Here is a 25,503-nt window from a genome sequence, read left to right as displayed (position 1 = left end):
TCGTTTTTCGCAGGCATACTCGCCCGATGGCCCATACCTTCTTCTGGCACGACTACGAGACCTTCGGCGCCCAGCCGCGCTATGACCGGCCCGCGCAATTCGCGGGCATCCGCACGGATGCGGAACTCAATGAAATCGGCGAACCCGTCATGTGGTACTGCCAGCCGGCTGGCGACTACCTGCCCGATCCGCAGTCCTGCCTGATCACCGGCATCACCCCCCAGCAATGCCTGGAGCAGGGCATGCCCGAGGCCCAGTTCGCCGCCCGCATCGAGGCAGAACTGGCCCAGGCAGGCACCGTGGGCGTGGGCTACAACACCATCCGTTTTGACGACGAGATCACGCGCTTCATGTTCTGGCGCAACCTCATCGATCCCTATGCGCGCGAATGGCAAAACGGCTGCGGGCGCTGGGACCTGCTCGACGTGGTGCGCATGGTCTATGCGCTGCGCCCCGAAGGCATTGTCTGGCCGAAAAAGGAGGATGGATCTCCAAGCTTCAAGCTCGAGGACCTGGCCCGTGCCAACGGCCTGCTGCACGAAAAGGCGCACGACGCGCTGTCCGACGTGCGCGCCACCATCGGGCTGGCGCGGCTGATCCGCAAGGTCCAGCCCAGATTGTTCGACTTCGCCTTCTCGCTGCACAAGAAGGATCGCGTGCTGCAGGAAATGGGCCTGCCGGCCGAGCCGGCGCATGCCAGGCCTTTCCTGCACGTCAGCGGCATGATCCGGCCCGAGCGCGGCTGCATCGCCGTCATGTGGCCGCTGGCCACGCACCCCACCAACAAGAACGAGATCATCTGCTGGGATCTGGCGCAGGACCCGTCCGAGCTGGCCTCCATCGACGTGGACACGCTGCGCCTGCGCCTGTTCTCGCGCGCGGCCGACCTGCCCGAGGGCGTGCAGCGCCTGCCCATCAAGAGCATCCACGTCAACAAGTCGCCCATGGTGGTCGGCAGCCTCAAGACGCTGAGCCCGGCCATGGCCGCGCAATGGGGCATCGATGTGGAGCAGTGCATGGGCCATGCGGCCATTGCACGTGACCTGCCCGACATGAGCGCGCTGTGGCGTGCCGTTCACCAGCGCCCTGCGCAGGAAGGGCTGGATGCCGACCAGGACCTGTACGGCGGCTTTGTGGGCAACGAGGACCGGCGCCGCCTGAACCACCTGCGCAGCCTGTCTGCGCAGGAGCTGGCGCTGGACCGCACGGGCTTCGACGATGCCCGCCTGACCGAACTGCTGTTCCGCTACCGCGCCCGCAACTTCCCCGCCAGCCTGAACCCGGCCGAGCGCCAGCGCTGGCTGCAGCACTGCGCTGCCTGCCTGATCGAAGGCAAGGGCGGCGCACGCACGGCCGAGCAGATGTTTGCCATGGTGGACCAGCTATCGGAAACTGCCGACGAGCGCGGCGAGGAGATCCTGGGGGCGCTGTATGACTATGCGGAAGCCATCATGCCGGAGGTCTGAGGCTGGGGCGTCAGGAGGCCGGTTCCATCACGAACACGGAGGTGGGGCTGAGCATCGGCAGCTTGCTGTTGTCAGTCACGGTTCCATGCCAGAGTCGTTGCGGTCTTCGTCGTCGGCAGCAAGACGCACGGCAGGCAACTGCCTGAGTAGCGCCGGCAGCCACTCCTGCACTGTCTCCCACACCACATCAAGGTTGATGTCGAAATAGCCGTGAGCCATGCGATTGCGCATATTGCGCATGCTGCGCCACGGCACCTCGGGGTGCGCCTGGGTGAACTTGGCGTAGCCGTCCATTACCTTCGTGGCTGCCTCGCCGATGATGATGAAGCTCATGATGACGGCTTGCTGGGAGCGCTTGTCGGCGAAGAAGTCCTCCTTGGTCAACCCTTCCACGAAGCTGCGCGCATCGATCGCAGCCTGCTGGATGTGGTCCAGGTAGTCAGGCAGGCGGTAGTTCTCGCTCATACCGGTTTTGCCTCTGCAAGCACCTTGGCCCGGAACTTCGACGGCAGGTCACCGGGCGTCAGCAAATCGACGTCAACGCCGAGCAGCAATTTCAGCTCGTCTTCCAGATCACCCAAGTCCAACAAGGTGGCACCGGGCAGGGCGTCGACCAGCAGGTCGAGGTCGCTCCCGTCCCGGTCGGTGCCGTGCAGTACCGAACCGAAGACTCGCGGGTTTGCCGTGCGAAAGCGGCTGACCGCTTCGCGCACCGCGCTTCGCTTCATGTCAAGCACAACGGACGGGCGCATAGGCATCCTTTCTTGTCGAATCTCGCTGAGATGATATGCAATACGCTGTGCTGTCATCCAAAGAACTTGTAGCAGACGACGATGGCCGCCGCCACGCCGGCCAGTTCGGCGATGAGGGCGCAGGGCACGGCATGACGGGCGCGCTGTATGCCTACGGCGCCGAAGTAGACGGCCAGAACGTAGAAAGTGGTTTCGGTGCTGCCCTGGATGGTGGCGGCCACCAGGGCGGCGAAGCTGTCCACGCCCTGGGTCTGCATGGTCTCGATCAGCATGGCGCGCGCCGCGCTGCCCGAGAAGGGTTTGACCAGGGCCGTGGGCAGGGCGTCCACGAAGCGCGCGTCCATGCCCAGGGCATCGACCACCCAGCGTATGCCCGACAGCGCATACTCCAGCGCACCCGATGCGCGGAACACGCCCACGGCGCAGAGCATGGCCACCAGATAGGGCAGCAGGCCCTTGGCCACGTCAAAGCCTTCCTTGGCGCCTTCGATGAAGCTGTCGTAGACCGCGACCTTGCGCCAGGCGCCCAGGGTGACGAACAGCACGATCAGGGCAAACAGCGTCAGGTTTCCCAGCAGCGATGACAGCTGGGCCAGTGCAGCCGCCGACAGCGTGGCCAGAAAGGCCATGAAGCCCGCCAGCGCCAGGCCCAGCGGCAGCAGATAGCCCAGCACCACGGGGCTCCACAGCGGCAGCCTCTGCACGGCGGCCACGGCCAGCAGGCCGACCAGGGTCGAGGCCGAGGTGGCCAGCAAGATCGGCAGAAAGACCAGGGTGGGATCGGGCGCGCCTTGCTGCATGCGGTACATGAAGATGGTCACGGGCAGCAGGGTCAGCGACGAGGCGTTGAGCACCAGGAACAGGATCTGCGCATTGGTGGCGGTGTCGGGCCGAGGATTGAGCTCCTGCAGCGAGCGCATGGCCTTCAGGCCCATGGGCGTGGCCGCGTTGTCCAGTCCCAGCCCGTTGGCCGCGAAGTTCAGCGTGATCAGGCCCAGGGCCGGATGGCCGCGCGGCACCTCGGGCATGAGCCTGGCGAACAACGGGCCCAGCACGCGCGCCAGCCACTCCACCACGCCGGCCTTCTCTGCGATGCGCAGAAAGCCCAGCCACAGCGTCAGCGTGCCGAACAGCAGCACCATGACCTCGACCGACAGCCTGGCCATGGCAAACAGCGCCTGCACCATGGCCGAGAAAATCCCGGCCTGGCCGCCGACCAGCCATTGCGCCAGCGCAGCCACGGCCGCCACCAGAAAAAAGCCCAGCCACAAGGCATTCAGCATGGATTCCCGTCCCTCACGAGGCAATTGCAAGCCGCCATTGTGGGGCCAGCCGCAGGGCTTACGGGCCAGGGCGGCAGGGCATTGACAGGGCTCCGTTATCCTCGCGGCCCCGCGGTCCGAGGACCGCACCATTGCTGCAAAGGATTCCATGCCCCAGGTGATAGGACAGGTGAGCGTCGCTGTGCGCGACTATGACGAGGCGCTGCGCTTTTATGTGGGCGCGCTGGGCTTCGTGCTGATCGAGGACACCGCCCTGTCCGAGGGCAAGCGCTGGGTCACCGTGGCCCCGGTTGGCGGCGGTGTGCGCCTGCTGCTGGCCCGCGCCACGAATGAGGAACAGGCCGCGCGCGTGGGCAACCAGACGGGCGGGCGCGTGTTCCTGTTCCTGCAGACCGACGACTGCCTGCGTGACTTCGAGGCCTACCGCTCGCGCGGCGTGCGCTTTGTACAGGACCCCCAGCGCAAGCCCCACGGCACCGTGGCCGTGTTCGAAGACCTCTACGGCAATCTGTGGGATCTTATCGAGCCGCATCCTGCGCGCTGAGGGCTGAAGGCGCACCGCTTCAGCGGCTGGCCACGATGAACAGCCTGGGGAAGGGCAGCAGCACCGTGCCATCGTCCAGCGCGGGGTAGGCCTGGGAGATGGCCTGCAGATACGCTGCGTAGAAGCCGGCCTTTTGTTCCTCATCCAGCGGCGCGACGAAGGGACGCAGCGCCGAACCCTTGAACCACTCAACCACTGCAGCATGGCCGCCCGCCAGCGGGTGGAAGTAGGTGGTGCGCCAGACATCGACGTTGCTGCAGTGCGGGCGAAGCAGGGCGTAGTAGAAGTCCGCGCTGTGACGTGCGGGGTGGCGCACATCGCCAATCGTGGCGGCCCATGGGCCGCTGGCGGCCACTTCGCGCGCCAGCCGGTGGGCCGGTTCTTCCAGGTTGTCCGGCGTCTGCACGGCCAGGCTGCCACCGGGTGCCAGGTGGCTGACAAGGCGCGGGTAAAGCTGCTGGTGGTCGGGCAGCCACTGCAGCGAGGCATTGGCCAGGATCACTTCCTGCGGCTGGTCGGGCTGCCAGGTGGCGATGTCGGCCAGGGAGAAGGCCGTGCCCGGCAGCCGCTTGCGTGCGGCGTCCAGCATGTCCTCGGAATTGTCCAGTCCCGTCACGGTGGCCTCGGGGAAGCGCTGGGCCAGGACCTCGGTGGAGTTGCCGGGGCCGCAGCCCAGGTCCACGGCCAGCCGCACGGCGCGGCCAGGCAGATCGGGAATGGCGGCCACCAGGTCGCGCACGGGGCGAGTGCGCTCCTGCTCGAACGTTGTGTACTGCTTTGCGGACCAGGTCATCGTGTTGCCTTTCAGGTAGGTGTGTTTGTGGGGCGCGAGCGTAAATCCGTCCATCCATGATTGCAAATGCCACAATTGAAGTTTTCCCATACCTTGAAAGTATTGACGTGCCCGAGCTTCGCCAACTGCGCGCCTTTGTCGCCATCGCCGAGGAAGGTCACATCACGCGTGCGGCCGAGCGGCTGAGCATGCAGCAGCCGCCGCTGACGCGATTGCTGCAGGGCCTGGAACACGAATTGGGCGTGGAGCTGGTGCAGCGCCTGCCGCGCGGCGTGCGGCCCACGGCGGCGGGGCTGGCGCTGCTGGAAGAGTCCAAGGCGCTGCTGGAGCGCTGTGACGTGCTGGCCGAGGTGGTGCGCCGCGCCGCCCGGGGCGAGACGGGCCGGCTGGCCGTGGGCTTCACCAGTTCGGCCGCGCTGCATCCCTTTGTCCCCGGCGTGCTGCGCATGTTCCGCCAGCAGGTGCCCGGCGTGGCCGTGGCACTGGAGGAGGCGGGCACGGGTGAACTCATGGATGCATTGCTGCACGAGCGGCTGGACGCGGCCTTTGTGCGCTCGCCGCTGCATGGCAGCCAGGGGGTGCAGGCCGTGCCGATTCTGGAGGAGCCCATGCTGCTGGCCCTGCCTGCAGGGCATGCGCTGGCACGCCCATTGCGCCGGCCCGTGCCTTTGCCGCAGCTCGCCTCGGAGGATTTCGTGCTGTACCGGCGCAGGGTAGGGCAGGGCCTGTACGACGCCATTCTCAAGGCCTGCCTGGAGGCGGGTTTCAGCCCGCGCGTGGTGCAGGAGGCGCCGCGCATGACGGCCACGCTGAGCCTGGTCTCGGCAGGGCTGGGGCTGTCCATCGTGCCGGCCTCCATGCAGCGCCTGCGCAGCGACGGCATTGTCTACCGTGCGCTGTCCCAGTGCCCCGGGTTGGCCGCTCCCCTGCATCTGGCCACGCGCGTGGGCGATGCGTCGGCCGTGCTGCGCAGGTTCCAGGACCTGGTTGCCACGGCGGCCGTGGCGGAGTCCTGACGGCGCGGGCTACGGTGTCCTGGTTGCTGCGCGTGCGGCAGCGCGCGGGCCGCCGCGCTGCTTGACCACGGTGCGTGCGCAGTCCACCAGCCTGTGGATCAGCGGCAGCCGTGCCGACGAGCGCAGCCACATCACGCCAAAGCGCCGCGACTGCGATTCCTCGGGCAGGGCCAGGCGCACCACGCCCTGGCCATCGGGCAGGTTCAGTGCCGTGTCTGGCACCAGCGAAACGCCCAGGCCGCGCTCCACCATCATGGCAATGGCCACCAGCGAGCTCAGTTCAAAGCGTTCCTGCGGCGCAATCTGCGCGGCGCGCAGGTAGCGCTCCACCATTTGCCCACCGCCCAGGCTGCGGTCATAGCGGATCAGCGGCTGGGTGCGCAGCAGCGTGTGCGGGTCCAGGTGCGCCAGCTGGTGCGGCACCAGCAGCACCAGCGGCTCCTCGCGCAGCAGTGTCCAGTCGAAGGTCTTGGCCAGGGCGAATGAGGGGTGCAGGCAGACAGCCGCATCCAGCTCGCCCTGCTGCACGGCCTGGTACAGCTCGCGCGTGGTGGCCGAGCGCAGGAAGACCTTGGTCTGCGGGCACTTCTTCACAAAGCCCGCCAGGATGTCGGGCAGCAGGCTGTGCAGAGCCGTGTTGATGGTGCCTATCACCAGCTCGCCGTCGGCGCCCTCATGGTTGACATGGGTCTTGGCGTTGGCCAGCTCGCGCAGCAGCAGCGGGGCCGATTGCGACAGCCGGTGGCCGGCTGGGGTGGGCAGCACGGTGCGGCCTGCGCGGGCCAGCAGGGGGGCGTCGAACTCGCGCTCCAGGATGCGGATCTGCTGGGCCACGGCGGCGGCCGTGATGTTCAGGCGCCGCGCGGCCTCGGCCATGGAGCCCGTCTCGACCACGAGCAGGAAGCTGTGCAGGTAGCTGGTTTCCATAAACAAAGAATTTGTGTGGTTTGAACAAATATTACCTGTGTTTCTCTTGGCTTTCTGCCGCCCACAATGCGGTGCATGAGAAGCAAACTGTTTGTTCCCGCATCGCGTCCCGAGCTGTTCGCCAAGGCCCTGGCCGGCGACGCCGACGCACTGTCCTTCGACCTGGAGGACGCGGTGGCCGAGGCCCGCAAGGACGAGGCGCGCGGCCTGCTGCGCAGCTTCCTGCTCAGCCCTGAAAGCCGGGGCCATGGCAAGACGCTGATCGTGCGCGTCAACGCCATGGATACGCCGCATTTCGGCGCCGACATCGCCGAGATGGTGCGCGACGGCGTGCACCTCATCAACCTGCCCAAGCCCGAGACCGTGCAGCAGGTGCGCGAGGCCGCACAGCGCATTGCCGAGGCGGCAGATGCCAACGGCGTGGCCCAGGCGCCTGGCCTGCTGCTCAACATAGAAACACCCCGCGCCCTGCGCTGCGCTGCCGAACTGGCCAGCGCCCATGCCAGCGTGGCCGGCCTCCAGATGGGGCTGGGCGATCTGTTCGAGCCCTTTGGCGTGAACCGGCGTGAGCCCGCCGCCATTGCCCAGGCGCTGTTTGCCGTGCGCATGGCCGCCGCCGAGGCCGGCGTCTACGCCTACGACGGCGCCTTTGCCGACATCCGCGACAGCGAAGGCTTCAGCGCCGAGGCCCGCCTGTCGCGCGGCCTGGGCTTTCTGGGCAAGACCTGCATACACCCCAGCCAGATCGCCCTGGCCAATGCGGTCTACCAGCCCACCGAGCAGGAAATCGGGCACGCCCTGAAGGTGGTGGAGGCGGCCCGCCAGGCAGATGCCAACGCCCTGGGCGCCTATGTGGTGGACGGAAAGATGGTGGACAAGCCCTTTGTGCTGCGTGCCCAAGCCATCGTGGCTGCGGCGCATGCACAGGGGCTGCTGGCGGCCTGAACGGGCGCCGGCAATCCGGTGCCCCGGCATCCCGCATGCCGGGCATCCCCATGACAAGAAACAGTACAGGAGACAAAGACATGAGCATTTCCCATTGCCGCGCGCGGCGCAGGCTGGTGGCGCTGGCCGCCACCACAACGGTGGCCACGCTGGCCGGGCTGGCTTCGCCGGGATTGATGGCGCAGGGCGCCTTCCCGTCCAAGGCCATCACCATGGTGGTTCCCTATCCGCCGGGTGGCTCCAACGACGTGTTCGCACGCCAGGTGGCCAAGGAAATGGGCGATCTGCTCAAGCAGACCGTGATCGTGGACAACCGGCCCGGCGCCAGCGGCAATACCGGCACGGCCTCGGTGGCCAAGGCGACGGCGGACGGCTACACGCTGGTGGCGGTCTCGTCCAGCATGACCACGAATGCTGCGGTACAGGCCAAGATGCCCTTCGACCCCGTCAAGGACCTGGCGCCCGTGGCCATGTTTGCCAAGGGCCCGCTGGTGGTGGCCGTGAACAACGAATTCCCGGCCAGGACGCCGCAGGATCTGGTGCGCGCCATCAAGGCCAGCCCGGGCCAGTTCAACTACGCCACCTCGGGCACCGGCAGCATCAACCACTTCGCGACCGAGATGATGCGCTCCATGGTGCCGGGCATGGACATCATGCATGTGCCCTACAAGGGCCAGGGTCCGGCCGTGACCGACGTGATCGGCAACCAGGTGCAGATGCTGGTCTCCAGCGGCCCGTCCATTCTGCCCATGGTGCGCAACGGCAAGCTGCGCGCCATCGGCATCACCAGTCTCAAGCCCAGCCCCATTGCGCCGGACCTGACGCCCATGGCAACGGCCATCCCGGGCTACGAATTCGATCTGTGGTGGGGGCTGCTGGCGCCTGCGGGCACGCCCGCCGACATCGTGGACCGCCTCAACCAGGCCGTGAACCAGGTGCTGGCCAAGCCGACCATCCAGGCCAGCTTCCTGCGCGAAGGCGCCATTGCCAACCCCGTGACGCCGCAGCAGTTCGCACAAGTGATCCGCAGCGACGTGGCGCGCTGGAAGCAGCTCGCCAAGGACCGCAATATCCAGGCCGATTGAACCCGGCCTTTGGCGGGAGGTGCCCCAGGCCTTCCCGCTTCCCTATCAGGAGAAACGAATGAGTTTTGTGCCCGGTGAACGCCAGGGACCGAAAGGCCCGCTCAGCGGTGTGCGCGTGCTGGATCTGAGCGCCTATATCGCGGGGCCTTATGGCTGCTCGCTGCTGGCGGACCAGGGCGCCGAGGTCATCAAGGTCGAGCCGCCCGTGGGCGACAACCTGCGCAAGTACCCCTCCACGCTGGAAGCTGAAAGCCGCGCCTTCCTGGGCGTGAACCGCAGCAAGTGGGGCATGGTGCTGGACCTGAAGGATGAGGCCGACCACGCCGTGCTGCTGCGCCTGGTGCGCGAGGCCGATGTGCTGGTCCACAACTTCCGGCCCGGCGTGCCCGAGCGGCTGGGCATCGGTTTTGCGCAACTGGCCGCCATCAACCCACGCCTCATCTACTGCAGCGTCACCGGCTATGGCAGCCGCGGACCGCTCAAGGCCAAGGCGGGCTACGACCAGGTGCTGCAGACCATGACCGGCATGTGCGCCATGCAGGGCAAGGCAGGCGGGCCGCCCGAGATTCTCTATGGCTCCGTGGTGGACTACTACGCCTCGGCCCTGGTGGCGGGCGGCGTGTCGTCGGCGCTGTACGAGCGCGAGAAAAGCGGGCTGGGCCAGCATGTGGGCGTGTCCCTGCTGCGCGCGGCGCTGACCATGCAATCCGCACGCATGGTCTGGGCCGAGGGCGAGCCGCGCGAGGTGGGGCGCGACATGCGCTCCGGCGGCATCACGGGCATCCACCCGACGCGCGAAGGTTATCTCTACATTTCGGCCAACACCGCGCATTTCTGGGCGGCGCTGTGCCGCAAGCTGGATCTGCCCGAGGTGGCCAGCGACGAGCGCTACGACTCCGTGCGCAAGCGCGCCCAGCACCGCGACGTGCTGGTGCCCCTGCTGCGCCAGGCGTTGGCGGGGCGCAGCGCACTGGAATGGGAAGCCTTGTTTGGCGAGGAAGTACCCTGCGCGGCGGCTCGCACGGTGGAAGACATGTTCGACGACCCGCAGGTGCAGGCCGAGGGCATGGTCACCCGCTTCGAGCACCCGACCCTGGGCAGCTACCGGGGCTTTGCCGGCGCCGTCGAATTCGACCGCACGCCCGGCCCGCCGGCCTTTGCCGCGCCCACGCTGGGCCAGCATACCGAGGCGCTGAAGGCCGCCGCGCAAGAGAGCCTCTGATGCACGCGCTGCCTGCAGGCGCCTGCGACGCCCATCTGCACGTCTTCGATCCGCGATTTGGTACGCGTTTTGATACGCGTTTTGGCGCCCATGCCACGGCTGCCGACTATGCGCAGCTGCGCGGCGCCATGGGGCTGGAGCGCGCCGTCATCGTCCAGCCGCGTGCGCATGGCACGGACAACCGGGTCACGCTGCACGCCATCCAGTCGCTGGGCGCTGCAAGCACGCGCGGCATTGCCGTGGTGCACCCCGAGATCACCGACGCACAGTTGCAGGCGCTGCATGACGGCGGCATCCGCGGCATCCGCTTTTCGCTGCACACCGAGCACGATGCAGCCGTGCGGCTGGACATGCTGGAGCCGTTGGCCGAGCGCATTGCCGCGCTGGGCTGGCATGTTCAACTGCACTGGCTGGCCAGCCAGATCGAGGCCCATGCGGCGCTGCTGCAGCGGCTGCCATGCACCCTGTTGTTCGACCACATGGCGCGGCTCGCTGACAGTGCTGACGGCGCTGGCGTACACCAGCCCGCCTTCGGCGTGGTCCGCGGGCTGGTGCAGCAGGGCAGGGCCTGGGTCAAGCTCTCGGGCCCGTATCTGAACAGCCGTGCGGGCCTGGCCGCAGGCTATGCCGACTGCGACGCGCTGGCGCAGGCCTGGGTGGCCGAGGCCCCGCAGCGCCTGGTCTGGGGCAGCGACTGGCCCCATGTCACCGAAGCTGCCCATCCGCCGCAGACCCCCATGCTGCTGGCGCTGTTGTCACGCTGGATTCCCGATGCGGCGCTGCGCGCCCGCGTGCTGGTGGACAACGCCGCCGAGCTGTACGGATTCGATTGAGGGCGCGGGGCACGCAAGCCTCGCAGCCCAGGTTTTCACCATTGAGCAACAGGAGACAGAAACGTGAAGAAGATCAAGACACTGCAGCCCGCCATGACGGTGCTGGCCTTGGGTATTGGGGCGGGGCTGGGCCTGTTCCAGGGCACGCTGCATGCGGCCGACTATCCGGCCGCACAGGCCATCACGGTCGTCGTGCCGTTCTCGGCCGGTGGCGGTGCGGACAATGCGGCGCGCATCATCGCCAAGGCGCTGGGCGAGGTCTCGGGCCAGACCGTGGTGGTGGACAACAAGGCTGGCGCCAGCGGCGCCATCGGTGCCGCCCTCGTGGCGCGCGCCAAGGCCGATGGCTATACGGTGCTGTATGACGCATCGTCCTTCGCCATCAACCCGGCCCTGCGCAAGCTGCCCTATGACCCGGCCAAGGATTTCATTGCCGTGTCCCAGGCCATCAGCGTGCCCAACATTCTCGTGGCGGCGCCGTCCTCGCCCTACAACAGCCTGGCCGACTTCATGAATGCCGCGCGGCAAAAGCCCGGCAGGCTCACCTATGCCTCCTACGGTCCGGGCAGCCTGGCCCAGATGGCGACGGAACTGCTCAAGGCAGACGCCAAGTTCGATGCCGTCCACGTTCCCTACAAGGGCGGGGCGCCCGCCATCGTCGATGTCATGGGCGGCCAGGTCGATGTGTACTTTGCCAACGCGGCCTCCAGCATCAACTACGTCAAGGGCGGCAAGCTCAAGGCGCTGGCCGTGTCCTCGGCCAAGCGCATGCCGGACCTGCCCGACGTGCCCACGGTGGCGGAAAGCGGCATCAAGGGCTTCGAGGTGACGGAGTGGAACGGCTTCTTCCTGCCTGCGGGCACGGCGCCCGACACCGTGCAGAAGCTGCAGGACCTGGTGCAAAAGGCCCTGGCTTTGCCGGCCACGCGCGCCAGCCTTGAAAAGCTGGGCCTGACGCCCGTGGGCAGTTCCTCCGCCGCCTTCACGGGCTTCGTGGCGGCCGAGCGCAAGCGCTGGGATGCCGTGGTCAAGGCCAACGGCATCACCGTGCAGTGAGCCGCCGCGCGTGACGGGGCTCAGGGCGTGGCGGTGACGCGCAGCAACTGCCCGTCCTGGGCGTCCGTCAGCAGGTAAAGCCAGCCGTCCGGTCCCTGGCGGACATCACGGACGCGCTGGCCCAGGCGCGGCAGCACCTCTCGCTGGCGGTCACCTTGCCTGTCCACAGGGGGCAGGCCAGCCGGTGCCGGCGCGAGGCGCCCGTCACCGTGCACGATGCGCAGTCGGCCGGCTTTGATCTGGCAAACATCATGCACGACGCGGCCAGAGCCAGCGGCGCCCTGTCAACCACTGCGCAAAAAGCCCGCGCAGCCACTTGCGCGGGTGTATAAACAGCGCTCTTTCGGCGCCGGGCCGGGTCCCTGCGTGGGGCGGTCGGCGGCGCCTCCTACCCACCAGAGAATCCGCAAGGGAAAAGCAGCCATGGGCGCGCAATGGAAAGCAAAGGGCAAGGCGCTGGTCGCCGATGCCAAGGGAAAGCTGTTTGGCAAGCTGGCCAAGGAAATCATCGTCGCGGCGCGCGCCGGCGCCGATCCGGCAGGCAACTCGCGCCTGCGCATGGCCGTGGAAGCCGCCCGCAAGGCCTCCATGCCCAAGGACACGCTCGAGCGTGCGATCAAGAAGGGCTCGGGCGTGGGTGCCGATGCCGTCAACTACGAACGCGTGGTCTATGAAGGCTACGGCCCCAACCGCGTGCCCGTGATGATCGAGTGCCTGACCGACAACGTGAACCGCACGGCGCCCAACATGCGCGTGTGCTTCCGCAAGGGCCAGATGACGGCCGTGGCCTGGGACTTCGACCATGTGGGCATGATCGAGGGCGAGCCCGAAGGCGGTGCCGATGCCGAGCTGGCCGCCATCGAGGCCGGCGCACAGGACTTCGAGCCCGGCGAGGAAGAGGGCACGACGCTGTTCATCACCGACCCGACGGACCTGGATACCGTGAGCAAGGCGCTGCCGGCCCAGGGCTTCAAGGTGCTGTCGGCCAAGCTGGGCTACAAGGCCAAGACGCCGATCAGCATGGCCAGCCTGTCGGCCGAGCAGCAGGAGGAAGTGCAGGACTTCCTGGCCGGCATCGAGAACGATGATGACGTGCAGCACGTCTACGCGGGGCTGGTGGATTGATCCCGCTGCCCCCCGCTCCCCAGCAAAAAAGCCGCACGATGTGCGGCTTTTTTGTGGGTGCGTGCACCAAGCCTACTTGGTGCCGAAGATGCGGTCGCCCGCGTCGCCCAGGCCCGGCAGGATGTAGCCGTGCGCGTCCAGCTGGCGGTCCACGGCGGCAGTGTAGATGTCCACGTCGGGATGGGCCTTTTGCATGGTGGCCACGCCTTCGGGCGCTGCCAGCAGGCACATGAACTTGATGGACTTCGGGTTCAGTTGCTTGAGGCGCGCCACGGCGGCTGCGGCCGAGTTGCCCGTGGCCAGCATGGGATCGACGACCAGCACGTCGCGCTCTTCCATCTCGGAAGGCATCTTGAAGTAGTACTCGACGGGCTGCAGCGTCTCGGGGTCGCGGTACAGGCCGATGTGGCCGATGCGCGCACCGGGCACGACGTTGAGCATGCCGTCGAGGAAACCGTTGCCGGCGCGCAGGATGGACACCAGCACCAGCTTCTTGCCGTCGATGACCTTGCCGGTCATGGTCTCCAGCGGGGTTTCGATCTCGATGTCCTGCAGCGGCATGTCGCGCGTGATCTCATAGGCCATCAGCGTGGACAGCTCGCCCAGCATGCGGCGAAAGCTGTTGGTGCTGGCTTCCTTGCGGCGCATCAGCGTGAGCTTGTGTTGGACCAGCGGGTGGTCGATCAGGTGCAGAGTACTCATGGTTTTCTTCTGGAAAAAAGGGGCGCCGGCATTTGCGGCCGGCGCCAGGGGGCGGTTCAGTCGTGCAGAAAGCGTGCGTAGCGCGCCAGGTCCACATTGCCGCCGCTGATCAGAATGCCCACGCGCGCGCCCGACAGCGCAACCCCGCCATGCAGGGCGCCCGCCAGCGAGAGCGCTCCCGTGGGTTCGACCACGATTTTCTTGCGTTCCGCGTAAAAGCGCATGGCCTGCACCAGATGCTCGTCCGCCACGGCCAGGATATCTTCCACATGCTCGCGGATGATGGCGAATGTGATATCGCCGATGGACTGGGTCTGGGCGCCGTCGGCAATGGTGTGGGGCGTGGGGATCTGCACGATCTGGCCTGCGCGCAGCGACTGGCGGGCATCGTCGCCGGCCTGGGGCTCGACGCCGTAGACCTTGCAGCGCGGGGCGAGCTGTCCGGCTGCCAGCAGGCTGCCCGACAGCAGGCCGCCGCCGCCCAGGCAGACGAACAGGTAGTCCAGGTCGGGCACCTCTTCGAACAGTTCCTTGGCTGCCGTGCCCTGGCCGGCGATCACGTCGCGGTGGTTGAACGGCGGGATCAGCGTCATGCCGCGCTCGTCGGCCAGGCGGCGGGAGATGGCCTCGCGGTCTTCGGTGAAGCGGTCATAGGTCACCACCTGGGCGCCGTAGGAGCGTGTGGCTGCCATCTTGGAGGCGGGGGCATCCTCGGGCATGACGATGAGCGCGGGCATGTCCAGCATCTGCGCGGCCAGTGCCACGGCCTGGGCATGGTTGCCCGAAGAGAATGCCAGTGCGCCGCGCTTGCGCTGCTCGGGCGTGAACTGCGACAGCGCGTTGTAGGCGCCGCGTATCTTGAAGGCGCCCGTGCGCTGCAGGTTCTCGCACTTGAAGAACAGCTGGGCGCCCAGCAGCTCGTCGGCGGTGCGGCTGCGCAGTATCGGTGTGCGGTGGGCCACGCCTTCCAGCCGGCGAGCGGCGGCGGCGACATCGTCATAGGTGGGCAGCGAGGGAGGGCTGTTCGTCGTCATGGCGTGCGGTTCCGCAAAGTGGATGGAGGCGCTTTCGATCATAGCCGCATGCGCGGGCTTTCAGAGCCCTGAAATGCGCCAGCCGTTGCATGGCAACGGCTGGGTGCTATGGTGTTTGATGCGGCGCAGGGCCGGTGCGCCAGTGCTTCAGCGCTTCTTGTTGCCCAGGATGCCGCCGAGCACGCCGCGCAGGATCTCCTTGCCCAGCGAGTTGCCCATGGTGCGCATGGTGGACTTGGCCATGGTCTGCACCAGGCCGTCGTGCTTGCCGCCGCGCGGGCCCGTGGTGCCGAACAGCAGGTCCTTGAGCCCGTCCATCATGGCGCCCCCTTCGCTCGCCGCAGGCGTGGCACCGGCCGGGCCCGTGCCTGTTGGCGCTGCGCCGTCGCCGGCCGCTGCAGTGCGGCCGCGCAGCACCTCGTAGGCCGACTCGCGGTCCACCGCCTTTTCATAGACGCCGGCCACCAGCGACTGTGCCAGCAGGGTCTTGCGCTGCTCCTCGTTGATGGGGCCGATCTGGCTGCCGGGCGGGATCACGTAGGCACGCTCGGTGATGCCGGGGCGTCCCTTGTCGTCGAGGAAGCTCACCAGGGCCTCGCCCACGGCCAGCTCGGTGATGGCGGCCTCGATATCCAGGCCGGGCTTGGGCCGCATGGTGGTGGCCGTGGCCTTGACGGCCTTCTGGTCGCGCGGCGTGAAGGCGCGCAGCGCATGCTGCACGCGGTTGCCCAGTTGGGCCAGCACGCTGTCGGGCACGTCCATCGGGTTTTGCGTGACGAAATACACGCCCACGCCCTTGGAGCGCACCAGGCGCACCACCAGCTCGATGCGTTCGAGCAGCACCTTGGGCGCGTCGTTGAACAGCAGGTGGGCCTCGTCGAAGAAGAAGACCAGCTTGGGCTTGTCGGGGTCGCCGATCTCGGGCAGGCGCTCGAACAGCTCGGACAGCATCCACAGCAGGAAGGTGGAGTACAGGCGCGGCGAATTCATCAGCTTCTCGGCGGCCAGGATGTTGACCACGCCCTTGCCGCCGGCATCGGTCTGCATCAGGTCGTTGATGTCGAGCATGGGCTCGCCAAAGAACTTGTCACCGCCCTGCGACTCGATGGCCACCAGCCCGCGCTGTATGGCGCCCACGCTGGCCGCGCTGATGTTGCCGTACTCGGTGGTGAACTGCTTGGCGTTGTCGCCCACATGCTGGAGCATGGACCGCAGGTCCTTGAGGTCCAGCAGCAGCAGTCCGTTGTCGTCGGCAATCTTGAAGACCAGGTTGAGCACGCCCATCTGCGTGTCGTTCAGGGCCAGCATGCGGCCGATCAGCAGCGGCCCCATGTCCGAGACCGTGGCGCGCACCGGGTGGCCCAGCTCGCCGAACACGTCCCACAGCGTGGTGGGGCAGGCCAGGGGCTGGGGAATCTCGATGCCGCGCTCCTGCAGGGAGGCCGCCATCTTGGCGCCTGTGCTGCCTGCCTGGCTGATGCCGGACAGGTCTCCCTTGATGTCGGCCATGAACACCGGCACGCCGATCTCGGAGAATCCCTCGGCCATTTTCTGCAGCGTCACGGTCTTGCCGGTGCCGGTGGCGCCCGTGATCAGGCCATGTCGATTGGCCAGTGCGGGCAGCAGCAGGCATTCTGTGGCAGAGTGGCGGGCGATCAGAAGTGGAGCGGCCATTTCGGGTTTCCTCGGGGGAGCATGCGGTCAAAAGTAAAATCCCAGCCGCAAGGTTAAATCAATATCAAAGGACAGCCTGTGGCAGGACACAGTAAATGGGCCAATATCCAGCACCGCAAAGGCCGCCAGGACGAAAAGCGCGGCAAGGTCTGGACTCGCATCATCCGTGAAATCATGGTGGCGGCACGCACGGGAGGGGGCGATCTCAGCGCCAACCCGCGCCTGCGCCTGGCGGTGGAAAAGGCCAAGGCGGCCAACATGCCGGCCGACAACATCAAGCGCAACATCGACAAGGCCACGGGCAACCTCGAAGGCGTGACCTACGAGGAAATCCGCTACGAAGGCTATGGCATTGGCGGCGCGGCCATCATCGTGGACACCATGACCGACAATCGCGTGCGCACTGTGGCGGATGTGCGTCACGCCTTCAGCAAGTACGGTGGCAACATGGGCACGGAAGGTTCCGTGTCCTTCCAGTTCAAGCATGTCGGACAACTGATCTTCGCTCCCGGAAGCGACGAGGACCAGATCATGGAAGTGGCTCTGGAGGCCGGCGCCGAGGACGTGATCACCGATGACGAGGGAGCCATCGAGGTGCTGACCGCACCCGCAGAGTTCGAAACCGTGCGCGACGCGCTGCAGGCCAAGGGCCTGACGCCGGAGGTGGCTGAAGTCACCATGCGCCCGGAAAACACCATCGCCCTGCAAGGCGATGACGCAGCCCGCATGCAAAAGCTGCTGGACATGATCGAAGACCTGGATGACGTACAGGACGTCTACCACAACGCTGAACTATGAAAATTCTTGTGATTGGTGGCGGAGGCCGCGAGCACGCCCTGGCGTGGAAACTGGCTGAATCGCCGAAATCGACCAAGGTCTATGTGGCCCCCGGCAACGGTGGCACGGGCTTGGCCGGCGGCAAGGTGGAAAACCTCAACATCACCGACCCGCAGGCGCTGCGCGAGTGGGCACAGGCCGAGAAGGTCGCGCTGACCGTGGTCGGCCCCGAGGCTCCGCTGGCTGCCGGCGTGGTCGATGAGTTCCGCGCCCACGGCCTGCGCATCTTCGGCCCCTCCAAGGCGGCCGCCCAGCTGGAAAGCTCCAAGGCCTTCTCCAAGGACTTCATGGCGCGCCACGGCATCCCCACGGCGCTCTATGAAACCTTCACCGACCCGGTGGCGGCCCATGCCTACGTGGACCGCCTGGGTGCGCCCATCGTGGTCAAGGCCGACGGCCTGGCCGCAGGCAAGGGCGTGGTCGTTGCGACAACGCTGCAGGAAGCCCACGACGCCGTGGACTTCATGCTCGTGGACAACAAGTACGGCGTGGCCCACAACGACGGCGGTGCCCGCGTGGTGATCGAGGAATTCCTCGCTGGCGAGGAAGCCAGCTTCATCGTGCTGTGCGACGGCAAGAACGTCCTGGCCCTGGCAACCAGCCAGGACCACAAGCGCCTGAAGGACGGCGACCAGGGCCCGAACACGGGCGGCATGGGCGCCTACTCGCCCGCGCCCGTGGTCACGGCCGACGTGCATGCCCGCGCCATGCGCGAGATCATCCTGCCGACCATCCGCGGCATGGAAAAGGACGGCATTCCCTACACCGGCTTCCTCTATGCGGGCCTGATGATCGACGCGTCCGGCCATCCCAAGACGCTGGAGTTCAACTGCCGCATGGGCGACCCCGAGACCCAGCCCATCATGATGCGCCTCAAGAGCGATCTGGTGGACGTCATGCTGGCGGCCACCGATGCCAAGCTCGACCAGGTCGAGCTGCAATGGGACCGCCGCACGGCGCTGGGCGTGGTCATGGCTGCGGCCGGCTATCCCGAGGACCCGCGCAAGGGCGATGCCATCAGCGGGCTGCCGCAGGACGCCGCCGATGCCATGGTCTTCCATGCCGGCACCCAGCTCAAGGACGGCGTGCCCGTCACCAGCGGTGGCCGCGTGCTGTGTGTCACCGTGCTGGCCGACAGCGTCAAGCAGGCCCAGCAAAAGGTCTATGACGTGGCGCGCGGCATCCATTTCGATGGTGCCCAGTACCGCCGCGACATCGGCTTCCGTGCTGTGAAGAACTGAGTCCATGGCAGAGCAATCGACCGGGCAGGCGCTGCCCGTGGCGCAGGTGCGCGAGTACCTGACGGGCCTGCAGGCCCGCATCACGCAGGCGCTGGAGCAGGTGGAAGGCGAGGGCGGAGCACGCTTTCTATCCGACGCCTGGAGCAAGGGCCCCGGCGAGCGCCTGCAGGGCGATGGCATCACCCGCATCATGGAGGGCGGCTGCGTGTTCGAGCGCGCGGGCTGCGGCTTCTCGCATGTGCGCGGGCCGCAGCTGCCGCCCTCGGCCACGCAGCACCGGCCTGAACTGGCGGGTGCGCCGTTCGAGGCCATGGGCGTGTCCCTGGTCTTCCATCCGCGCAATCCTTTTGTGCCTACGGTACACATGAATGTGCGAATGATTGCGGCTGGCTCAGGTGCGGCAGGGCATCCGGGCAACGAGCCCACCTGCTGGTTCGGCGGCGGCATGGACCTGACACCGGTCTACGGCTTCGAGGAAGATGCACAGCACTTTCACCGCGTCTGCCGCGATGCGCTGGCGCCTTTTGGCGACACGCTCTACCCGCGCTTCAAGACCTGGTGCGACGAGTACTTCTGCCTGAAGCACCGCAACGAGCAGCGCGGCATCGGCGGCATCTTCTTCGACGACTTCTCTGAGCTGGGCCAGACGCGCAGCTTCGACATGCTGCGTTCGGTGGGCGATGCCTTTCTGGAGTCCTACCTGCCCATCGTCGAGCGCCGCCAGGCCATGGACTACGGGCAGCAGCAGGTCGATTTCCAGCGCTACCGCCGCGGCCGCTACGTGGAGTTCAACCTGGTCTGGGACCGGGGCACGCACTTCGGCCTGCAGTCCGGCGGGCGCACGGAATCCATCTTGCTGTCCATGCCCCCGCATGCGAGCTGGAGCTACCAGCGCGAGGACGCGCCCGGCACGCCCGAGCGGGCGCTGCTGGAGCAATTCCTGGTGCGCCGCGACTGGCTTTGAGTTCCATTGCCGCCATCTCCGGCCGCGTGGCGAAATCCGCGCGTGCAAGGGAATAGGCGGCAAAACTATAATTTCAATAGCTTGAGGCGCAGCGTTGGCTGCGTTCTCCACTTTCTTCGGCGCGAAATCTTCCGGCGATCTGTGGGCGAACTCCATGCATTTTGGAGCGCCGCTACAGCCAAGCCCTCTACGGGCCGCACGGCGCTCGCGCTATATTGATCCCATTTCTATTCCACTGATCACCGCCTGATGACCACTTCCACCAAATCGGATTCCGCAGCCAAGCGCGACGTGACCAAGCTGCAACGCGCCATTGTTGACGGCCTCGAAAACGTCAAGGCCCAAGACATCCAGGTCTTCAATACCGAGAAGCTCTCGCCGCTGTTCGAGCGCGTGATCGTGGCTGCGGGCACCTCCAACCGCCAGACCAAGGCGCTGGCCTCCAGCGTGCGCGACGCCGTCAAGCAGGCCGGTTTTCCCGTGCCGCGCCAGGAAGGCGAAGAAAACGGCGAGTGGATCATCGTGGACTGCGGCCAGGCCGTGGTCCATGTCATGCAGCCAGCCATCCGCCAGTACTACCGCCTGGAAGAGATCTGGGGCGAGACGCCTGTGCGCCTGAAGCTGGGTGCTCCCAAGCCCACGCGCTCGGCCGCCACCGACAAGGCCGAGGAAAAGGCCAAGAAGGCCGCTTCCAAGAAGGCTGCTGCAACGGCCGCCAAGCCTGCTGCCAAGAAGGCCGCTTCTGCCGCTGCACCTGCTGCAGGCAAGAAGCCCGCTGCCAAGAAGGCAGCTCCTGCCAAGGCCGCTGCGCCCCGTTCCGCAGCCGCCAAGCCGGCCGCATCCCGTACGGCTGCTGCAAAGTCGGCCGCTCCCAAGTCTGCCGCCGTGAAGTCTGCCGCCGCCAAGGCGCCGGCCCGCAAGACGGCAGCGCCCAAGGCCATCAAGACCGTGGTGGTCAACCGCGCTCCCGCCAAGCCCAAGGCAGGTGCCGCTGCCAAGCCGGCCGCCAAGCGCGCTCCCCGCGCGAAGGCCTGAACGGTTCGGGACTGACGCTGCATGAAGCTGTTGATCGTGGCCGTGGGCCAGCATGTGCCCGACTGGGCGCAGACGGCCTACGACGACTATGCCAAGCGCTTTCCCCCGGAGCTCAAGGTTGAACTCAAGGCCGTCAAGACCGAGCCGCGTGGCTCCAAGACGGTCGAGACCCTGTACGCGGCCGAGCGCAAGCGCATCGAGGCCGCCATTCCGCGCGGCACGCGCATCGTCGTGCTCGATGAGCGCGGCACCAATCTGACGACCAAGGCGCTGGCCCAGCGCCTGCAGGGCTGGCAGCTGGAGGGCGACGACGTGGCCCTGATCATCGGCGGCCCGGACGGACTGGACCCCGCCTTCAGGCAGGCTGCGCACGAGCGCATCCGCCTGTCGGACCTGACCCTGCCGCATGCCATGGTGCGGGTGCTGCTCATCGAGCAGCTGTACCGTGCCTGGTCGGTCAACGCCGGCCATCCCTACCACCGGGAATAGGGCCTGTCCCGGCTCCCAGGCTCTGCCAGCGGCCCTGTCACGCGGATCCGAGGATCTCGTGATACTATGATTTTGATAGCCTTCAGCGCTTTGCAACAAAGGGCTGAAGGCATTTCTCATTCTTATCATGCCGCCATTCATCTACCTTGCCTCCCAGAGCCCCCGCCGCCGCCAGCTGCTGGAGCAGCTGGGTGTGGCCCATGAGCTTTTGCTGCCCAACGCTGAGGGCGACATTGCCGAAGATGCCGAGGCCATAGAGGCCGAACTGGCCGATGAGGCAGCGCGCGACTATGTGCAGCGCGTCACCGCGCTCAAGCTCGATGCAGCCGTGGCCCGCCATGCGCGCCGCGCCCTGGCTGTGGCGCCCGTGCTGTGCTCGGACACCACGGTGGCGCTGGATGGCCGCATTCTTGGCAAGCCTGCCGATGCCGACGATGCCCGCCGCATGCTGACCGCGCTTGCGGGCCGCGAGCACGAGGTGCTGACCGCCGTCGCCATACAGCACGGCGCGCGGCGCCTGGCTGCGCTGTCGGTGTCCCAGGTCTGCTTCTCGGCCATGAGCGCGCAGCAGATCGACGCGTATGTGGCCTCGGGCGAGCCCATGGGCAAGGCCGGCGCCTATGGCATACAGGGCCGCGCGGCGGCCCATGTGCAGTGGCTGCACGGCAGCTACTCGGGCATCATGGGCCTGCCGCTGTTCGAGACGGCGGCGCTGCTGCGCGAGCTGGGCTGGGCACTGTAGGCCGGCTCCCCGACCTTGGCCCGCAGGGGCGTGCAGGCATGCGCAGACCGCCGATGGCAGCGGATGGCGCGGCAAGATAGTGGCAAGCGGCCACCGGCGCAATGATTGCCGGGCCGCCATGGCCGAGAAATACAAACGACAAAGCACACCACAGGCACAGCATGCAGCAAGACATTCTGATCAATTGGTCGCCACAGGAAACGCGCGTGGCCATCATCGAGAACGGCGCCGTCCAGGAGCTGCACATGGAGCGCCCGCTGGAGCGCGGCCTGGTTGGCAACGTCTATCTGGGCAAGGTCTCGCGTGTGCTGCCGGGCATGCAGTCGGCCTTCATCGACATCGGCCTGGAGCGCGCGGCCTTCCTGCATGTGGCCGATGTGTGGCAGCGGCAGGAAGGGGGCGAGGCCCCCATGTTCGCGCGCAAGGACATGCCTGTCGTGCCCATCGAAAAGCAGGTTTTCGAAGGCCAGACCATCATGGTGCAGGTCATCAAGGACCCGATCGGCACCAAGGGTGCGCGCCTGTCCACGCAGATCAGCATTGCGGGGCGATTGCTGGTGCTGCTGCCCCAGGATGACCATATTGGCATCTCGCAGAAAATCCCGCAGGGCGAGCGCGACGCGCTGCGCGCCCGCCTGCAGGGCCTGGTGGGCACCAAGGAAACCGGCGGGGGCGGCGGCTTCATCCTGCGCACCAATGGCGAGGATTCCAGCGACGCCGAGCTGGCCGACGACATCCGCTACCTGCGCAAGACCTGGAGCCGCATCAAGGACGCCTCGGTGCGCCTGCCGCCCATGTCGCTGCTGCACCAGGACCTGAACCTGCTGCAGCGCGTGCTGCGCGATCTGGTGGGCGAGGGCACGCAGAGCATCCGCATCGACTCCAAGGAGCAGTTCGCCCTGCTCATGACCTTCGGCCAGGAATACATGCCGGCGGCCGTGCCCAAGCTGCAGCACTACCGCGGCGAGCGGCCCATCTTCGACCTCTTCGCCATCGACGAGGAAATCGCCCGTGCGCTGGGCCGCCGCGTGGATCTCAAGTCCGGCGGCTACCTGATCGTGGACCAGACCGAGGCGCTGACCACGGTGGACGTCAATACCGGCGGCTACGTGGGGGCGCGCAACTTCGACGACACCATCTTCAAGACCAACCTGGAAGCGGCCCAGCAGATCGCGCGCCAGCTGCGCCTGCGCAACCTGGGCGGCATCATCATCGTGGACTTCATCGACATGGTGCGCGACGACCACCAGGCCGAGGTGCTGTCCGAATTCAAGCGCCAGCTCGGGCGCGACCGCGTCAAGACCATGGCGGGCGGTTTCTCGCAGTTGGGCCTGGTGGAGATGACGCGCAAGCGCACGCGCGAATCGCTGGCCCACATGCTGTGCGAATCCTGCCCGGTCTGCCAGGGCAAGGGCCATGTGAAGACCGTGCGCAGCGTCTGCTACGAGGTGCTGCGCGAAATCCTGCGCGAGGCGCGCCAGTTCAACCCGCGCGAGTTCCGCATCGTGGCCTCGCCCAAGGTGGTGGAGATGTTCCTGGACGAGGAAAGCCAGCACCTGGCCGGCCTGTCCGACTTCATCAAGAAGCCCATCTCGCTGCAGGCCGAGACGGCCATGGCACAGGAGCAATACGACATCGTGCTGCTGTGAACGGTATTTATCCTGCTAATTCATTATCAATAGCAGTTCATCTATTGGTGAATGAATGGGTTCAATTGAACTCATTCTTGCGTTGCTATGGATTGTTGATTCCCGATAATTAACTTTGTCTCGGCTTTTTTGATACTGTTTGTTGCAATCAGTGCCTCAGCAACTGAAAGGGCGACGAATGGGAATCGACTCCACCATTGTGCGTGCAGCCATACACCCGGGGATTGGTGTGGCGCGTATTGGCAATAGTCCGGATGAGTACTATGTCGGCCCCGAGCTGATGCATGTGCCGCCCATGGCGCCGGGCAGCCTGCGTGATGCGCAGGGCGCGCTCAAGCGGCAGGCGGCGCGCTTTCGCATATACGGCTACAACGCCGCAGGCGAGGTGGTGCGTGAACTCACGGCCGACCAGGACCAGATCGAATGGGAAGTCGAACTGGCTAATACCAAGGCCGCCTGGTATCAATTCCAATTGGCGCTGGACGTGCCTGAAGCCGCAGCGGCCGATCCCACGATTTTGCGCAATGCCACGGTGAAGGACCGGAAAAGCCTGGCCATTCGACCGGGAGCCCGCCGCATTGCCAAAGGCTCGGCCCCGGTGGCATTCGACAGCGGCAGTTTCTGCGGCAAGCCGGTTTATCTGGGCGAATTGCGCATTGAAAAGACGGGCCAGCTTCTCGTGCTGGGAGGCCGTGGCGTCTCTGCCTCCGTGGATGGCTCCAAGGCCACCACGTTTGCGAACAACGAGGGCTGGCATGACGATGTGGCCGACGGCCCCGTGCGCGCCAAGGTCGTCGTGGCCGGCGTTTCCGTGCCGGTGGATGCGGCATGGGTCACGGTTGCGCCGCCCAACTACGGCCCGCAGATGAAGTCGGTGCGCACCATGAAGGATCTGATGGAGGATGTGTACATCCACTCGGGCATGGCCGCCTTCCCGCTGCACGTCTCCTTCAGCCGGCACATCCTGCCCATACTCCAGCGCCAGAGCAGCCTGCAGTGGGCGAACAAGGGCTTTGCATCCCAGTTCGGCTGGGGCGGGGCGGCCAGTGCGGATGACGAGGCGTGGATCGCCAGGCTCAACAGCCCGGGCACGACTTGGGCCGAGCTGCGCCAGCAGGTGGCCAATGCCTTCCGCCGTTTTGACCGTGATGGCGCATCTCCCCAGCCCTGGCCCTGGCTGTATGGCGACGCCATGGCCGTGCCGCCCGCCGACACACCGCGCCAGCATGCGGCGCTGACGGCCACGCAGCTGAGGATGCTGGACCTGTGGGCTGGTGGCCATTTCCTGTCCGACTGGAAGCCCGGCCAGCAGTACCCTGCCCAGCTCGCCGACGTGCCGCTGCAGGAGCAGCCGGCCATGCTCGACCATGCCGCCATGGACGACTGCCTGGCCGACGCCTTCCATCCGGGCTGCGAGATCACCTGGCCCATGCGGCACGCCAGCATGTACCGGGCGCCGTTCCGCATCCGCGAGGCGGCAGTGAACCCGCCCGAGCTGCAGCTCTACGGCTCCCGGCTCACGCCTGCGGTGGCCCTGTCCGAGAGCGGGCCGCTGTATGCGCAGGTGGCCGGCGACCTCACGCGCTGGATGGCGGTCCCCTGGCAGACCGACACCGCCAGCTGCCGCAGCGGCTATTACGCCGGCTATGGCCCACGCTACGCCCCCTACCTGCCCACGTTCTGGCCGGCCCGCGTGCCCAACCAGGTGCTGACGCAGGAGGCCTATGAAAGGGTCATCGACACCGAACTGCCGCGCGAGCAGCGTGTCGCTGCCTTCAACCGCCGCGAGTCGTGGTTCCGCACACTGGGTGAGGAAGGCTATGAGAGCGAGATCAACCGCATGATCAGCCACTTCGGTGACATGGGCGTCATCGAGAGTCGGCCCGGCGTGCGGGGCGACAAGGACTTCCCGCCGGTGATGCAGGTGGAAAACCGCATCGCCCCGGCGCCGTCGCACATGCTCAAGACTGCGGTGCAACCGGACGGGCAGGAGGCGCCTCCTCGCATCGAGCCCTTCGATGCAGACAACGAGCAGCAGTTGCGCGCCATGACGCAGCGCGGCCCGGTGCTGCCGCGCTGAGTGCCGGCC

Annotated in this window: 25 protein-coding genes and 1 pseudogene; 17 read left to right on the top strand and 9 right to left on the bottom strand. The window is 66.8% G+C overall.

Annotation, left to right across the window (positions count from 1 at the left end):
* Positions 1-26 precede the first annotated feature (26 nt).
* Positions 27-1,466: an exodeoxyribonuclease I gene (gene sbcB / locus LGR64_RS12670; protein WP_141836117.1), complete on the top strand. Its 1,440-nt coding sequence runs from the start codon at positions 27-29 to the stop codon at positions 1,464-1,466.
* Between the two features lie 75 nt (positions 1,467-1,541).
* Here sbcB and LGR64_RS12665 read toward each other — a convergent pair whose 3' ends face one another.
* From LGR64_RS12665 to LGR64_RS12655, 3 genes are read right to left on the bottom strand one after another with little or no spacing between them, the layout of a single operon-like run.
* Positions 1,542-1,931 (bottom strand): HepT-like ribonuclease domain-containing protein, encoded by a 390-nt coding sequence (locus LGR64_RS12665; RefSeq protein ID WP_141836120.1) that lies wholly within the window; start codon positions 1,929-1,931, stop codon positions 1,542-1,544.
* Entirely contained in the window at positions 1,928-2,218 is a 291-nt protein-coding gene (locus LGR64_RS12660; protein ID WP_013802651.1) for a nucleotidyltransferase family protein, read from the bottom strand. The genes LGR64_RS12665 and LGR64_RS12660 overlap by 4 nt, the downstream gene beginning before the upstream one ends.
* 53 nt (positions 2,219-2,271) lie before the next feature.
* A complete protein-coding gene (locus LGR64_RS12655; RefSeq protein ID WP_141836123.1) occupies positions 2,272-3,501 on the bottom strand; it encodes a nucleoside recognition domain-containing protein in 1,230 nt (409 codons plus the stop codon).
* 148 nt (positions 3,502-3,649) lie between these two features.
* Here LGR64_RS12655 and LGR64_RS12650 point away from each other — a divergent pair, with 148 nt between their 5' ends.
* On the top strand, positions 3,650-4,045 hold the full coding sequence (locus LGR64_RS12650) for a VOC family protein (protein WP_141836126.1): 396 nt from the start codon (positions 3,650-3,652) through the stop codon (positions 4,043-4,045).
* 19 nt (positions 4,046-4,064) lie between these two features.
* On the opposite strand, the gene tam is transcribed toward LGR64_RS12650, so the two are convergent.
* On the bottom strand, positions 4,065-4,838 hold the full coding sequence (gene tam / locus LGR64_RS12645; protein ID WP_185751020.1) for a trans-aconitate 2-methyltransferase: 774 nt from the start codon (positions 4,836-4,838) through the stop codon (positions 4,065-4,067).
* A 107-nt stretch (positions 4,839-4,945) separates the two neighbouring features.
* On the opposite strand from tam, the gene LGR64_RS12640 reads away from it, so the two are divergent.
* Positions 4,946-5,854, top strand: a complete 909-nt coding sequence (locus LGR64_RS12640; RefSeq protein WP_230355639.1) for a LysR family transcriptional regulator — start codon at positions 4,946-4,948, stop codon at positions 5,852-5,854.
* A 9-nt stretch (positions 5,855-5,863) separates the two neighbouring features.
* Here LGR64_RS12640 and LGR64_RS12635 read toward each other — a convergent pair whose 3' ends face one another.
* On the bottom strand, positions 5,864-6,781 hold the full coding sequence (locus tag LGR64_RS12635) for a LysR family transcriptional regulator (RefSeq protein ID WP_013802646.1): 918 nt from the start codon (positions 6,779-6,781) through the stop codon (positions 5,864-5,866).
* Between the two features lie 75 nt (positions 6,782-6,856).
* Here LGR64_RS12635 and LGR64_RS12630 point away from each other — a divergent pair, with 75 nt between their 5' ends.
* The 5 genes from LGR64_RS12630 to LGR64_RS12610 all read left to right on the top strand — a co-directional run bounded on the left by LGR64_RS12630 (position 6,857) and on the right by LGR64_RS12610 (position 11,922).
* Positions 6,857-7,726 carry an HpcH/HpaI aldolase/citrate lyase family protein gene (locus LGR64_RS12630; protein ID WP_141836135.1) on the top strand — a complete coding sequence of 290 codons (870 nt, stop codon included), beginning with the start codon at positions 6,857-6,859 and terminating at the stop codon, positions 7,724-7,726.
* An 80-nt stretch (positions 7,727-7,806) separates the two neighbouring features.
* Positions 7,807-8,811 carry a tripartite tricarboxylate transporter substrate binding protein gene (locus LGR64_RS12625; protein ID WP_034393042.1) on the top strand — a complete coding sequence of 335 codons (1,005 nt, stop codon included), beginning with the start codon at positions 7,807-7,809 and terminating at the stop codon, positions 8,809-8,811.
* Between the two features lie 58 nt (positions 8,812-8,869).
* Entirely contained in the window at positions 8,870-10,033 is a 1,164-nt protein-coding gene (locus LGR64_RS12620; RefSeq protein ID WP_141836138.1) for a CoA transferase, read from the top strand.
* Positions 10,033-10,866, top strand: coding sequence for an amidohydrolase family protein (locus LGR64_RS12615; protein WP_141836141.1), 834 nt, complete (start codon positions 10,033-10,035; stop codon positions 10,864-10,866). Before LGR64_RS12620 ends, LGR64_RS12615 begins: the two co-directional genes overlap by 1 nt.
* 63 nt (positions 10,867-10,929) lie before the next feature.
* Positions 10,930-11,922 carry a tripartite tricarboxylate transporter substrate binding protein gene (locus tag LGR64_RS12610; RefSeq protein ID WP_097202503.1) on the top strand — a complete coding sequence of 331 codons (993 nt, stop codon included), beginning with the start codon at positions 10,930-10,932 and terminating at the stop codon, positions 11,920-11,922.
* Positions 11,923-11,942: 20 nt separating this feature from the next.
* On the opposite strand, the pseudogene LGR64_RS12605 reads toward LGR64_RS12610, so the two are convergent.
* A pseudogene (locus tag LGR64_RS12605) lies at positions 11,943-12,082 on the bottom strand (PQQ-dependent sugar dehydrogenase); the annotation flags it as partial.
* Positions 12,083-12,345: 263 nt separating this feature from the next.
* Between LGR64_RS12605 and LGR64_RS12600 the strand changes: the two are divergent.
* On the top strand, positions 12,346-13,047 hold the full coding sequence (locus LGR64_RS12600; protein WP_141836144.1) for a YebC/PmpR family DNA-binding transcriptional regulator: 702 nt from the start codon (positions 12,346-12,348) through the stop codon (positions 13,045-13,047).
* A 72-nt stretch (positions 13,048-13,119) separates the two neighbouring features.
* On the opposite strand, the gene upp is transcribed toward LGR64_RS12600, so the two are convergent.
* The 3 genes from upp to LGR64_RS12585 form a co-directional block, all read right to left on the bottom strand.
* The gene (gene upp, locus LGR64_RS12595) at positions 13,120-13,749 is read right to left on the bottom strand and encodes a uracil phosphoribosyltransferase (RefSeq protein ID WP_012205354.1); all 630 of its coding nucleotides are present in this window, start codon (positions 13,747-13,749) and stop codon (positions 13,120-13,122) included.
* 56 nt (positions 13,750-13,805) lie between these two features.
* Positions 13,806-14,783, bottom strand: coding sequence for a threo-3-hydroxy-L-aspartate ammonia-lyase (locus LGR64_RS12590; protein ID WP_034398468.1), 978 nt, complete (start codon positions 14,781-14,783; stop codon positions 13,806-13,808).
* Between the two features lie 147 nt (positions 14,784-14,930).
* Positions 14,931-16,457 carry a helicase HerA-like domain-containing protein gene (locus LGR64_RS12585; protein ID WP_141836148.1) on the bottom strand — a complete coding sequence of 509 codons (1,527 nt, stop codon included), beginning with the start codon at positions 16,455-16,457 and terminating at the stop codon, positions 14,931-14,933.
* A 78-nt stretch (positions 16,458-16,535) separates the two neighbouring features.
* Here LGR64_RS12585 and LGR64_RS12580 point away from each other — a divergent pair, with 78 nt between their 5' ends.
* The 8 genes from LGR64_RS12580 to LGR64_RS12545 all read left to right on the top strand — a co-directional run bounded on the left by LGR64_RS12580 (position 16,536) and on the right by LGR64_RS12545 (position 25,494).
* Complete coding sequence (locus LGR64_RS12580) at positions 16,536-17,255, top strand: YebC/PmpR family DNA-binding transcriptional regulator (RefSeq protein WP_012205357.1); 720 nt, start codon at positions 16,536-16,538, stop codon at positions 17,253-17,255.
* Positions 17,252-18,535, top strand: a complete 1,284-nt coding sequence (gene purD, locus LGR64_RS12575; protein WP_012205358.1) for a phosphoribosylamine--glycine ligase — start codon at positions 17,252-17,254, stop codon at positions 18,533-18,535. Before LGR64_RS12580 ends, purD begins: the two co-directional genes overlap by 4 nt.
* A 4-nt stretch (positions 18,536-18,539) precedes the next feature.
* On the top strand, positions 18,540-19,499 hold the full coding sequence (hemF, locus tag LGR64_RS12570; RefSeq protein WP_141836151.1) for an oxygen-dependent coproporphyrinogen oxidase: 960 nt from the start codon (positions 18,540-18,542) through the stop codon (positions 19,497-19,499).
* Positions 19,500-19,748: 249 nt separating this feature from the next.
* Positions 19,749-20,534, top strand: coding sequence for a ribosome silencing factor (gene rsfS / locus LGR64_RS12565; protein WP_013802637.1), 786 nt, complete (start codon positions 19,749-19,751; stop codon positions 20,532-20,534).
* A 21-nt stretch (positions 20,535-20,555) separates the two neighbouring features.
* On the top strand, positions 20,556-21,023 hold the full coding sequence (gene rlmH, locus LGR64_RS12560) for a 23S rRNA (pseudouridine(1915)-N(3))-methyltransferase RlmH (RefSeq protein WP_012205361.1): 468 nt from the start codon (positions 20,556-20,558) through the stop codon (positions 21,021-21,023).
* Between the two features lie 127 nt (positions 21,024-21,150).
* Complete coding sequence (locus LGR64_RS12555) at positions 21,151-21,765, top strand: Maf family protein (RefSeq protein WP_034393057.1); 615 nt, start codon at positions 21,151-21,153, stop codon at positions 21,763-21,765.
* 161 nt (positions 21,766-21,926) lie between these two features.
* Positions 21,927-23,414 carry a ribonuclease G gene (gene rng / locus LGR64_RS12550; protein ID WP_013802635.1) on the top strand — a complete coding sequence of 496 codons (1,488 nt, stop codon included), beginning with the start codon at positions 21,927-21,929 and terminating at the stop codon, positions 23,412-23,414.
* A 178-nt stretch (positions 23,415-23,592) separates the two neighbouring features.
* Positions 23,593-25,494 carry a LodA/GoxA family CTQ-dependent oxidase gene (locus LGR64_RS12545; RefSeq protein ID WP_230355638.1) on the top strand — a complete coding sequence of 634 codons (1,902 nt, stop codon included), beginning with the start codon at positions 23,593-23,595 and terminating at the stop codon, positions 25,492-25,494.
* Positions 25,495-25,503: the final 9 nt, after the last annotated feature.

It is taken from the genome of Delftia sp. Lp-1 (assembly GCF_020523835.1).
GTDB lineage: Bacteria > Pseudomonadota > Gammaproteobacteria > Burkholderiales > Burkholderiaceae_C > Comamonas > Comamonas acidovorans.
Note: the sequence above shows the minus strand (reverse complement) of the source record. Positions and strands in the feature narration are given on the sequence as shown.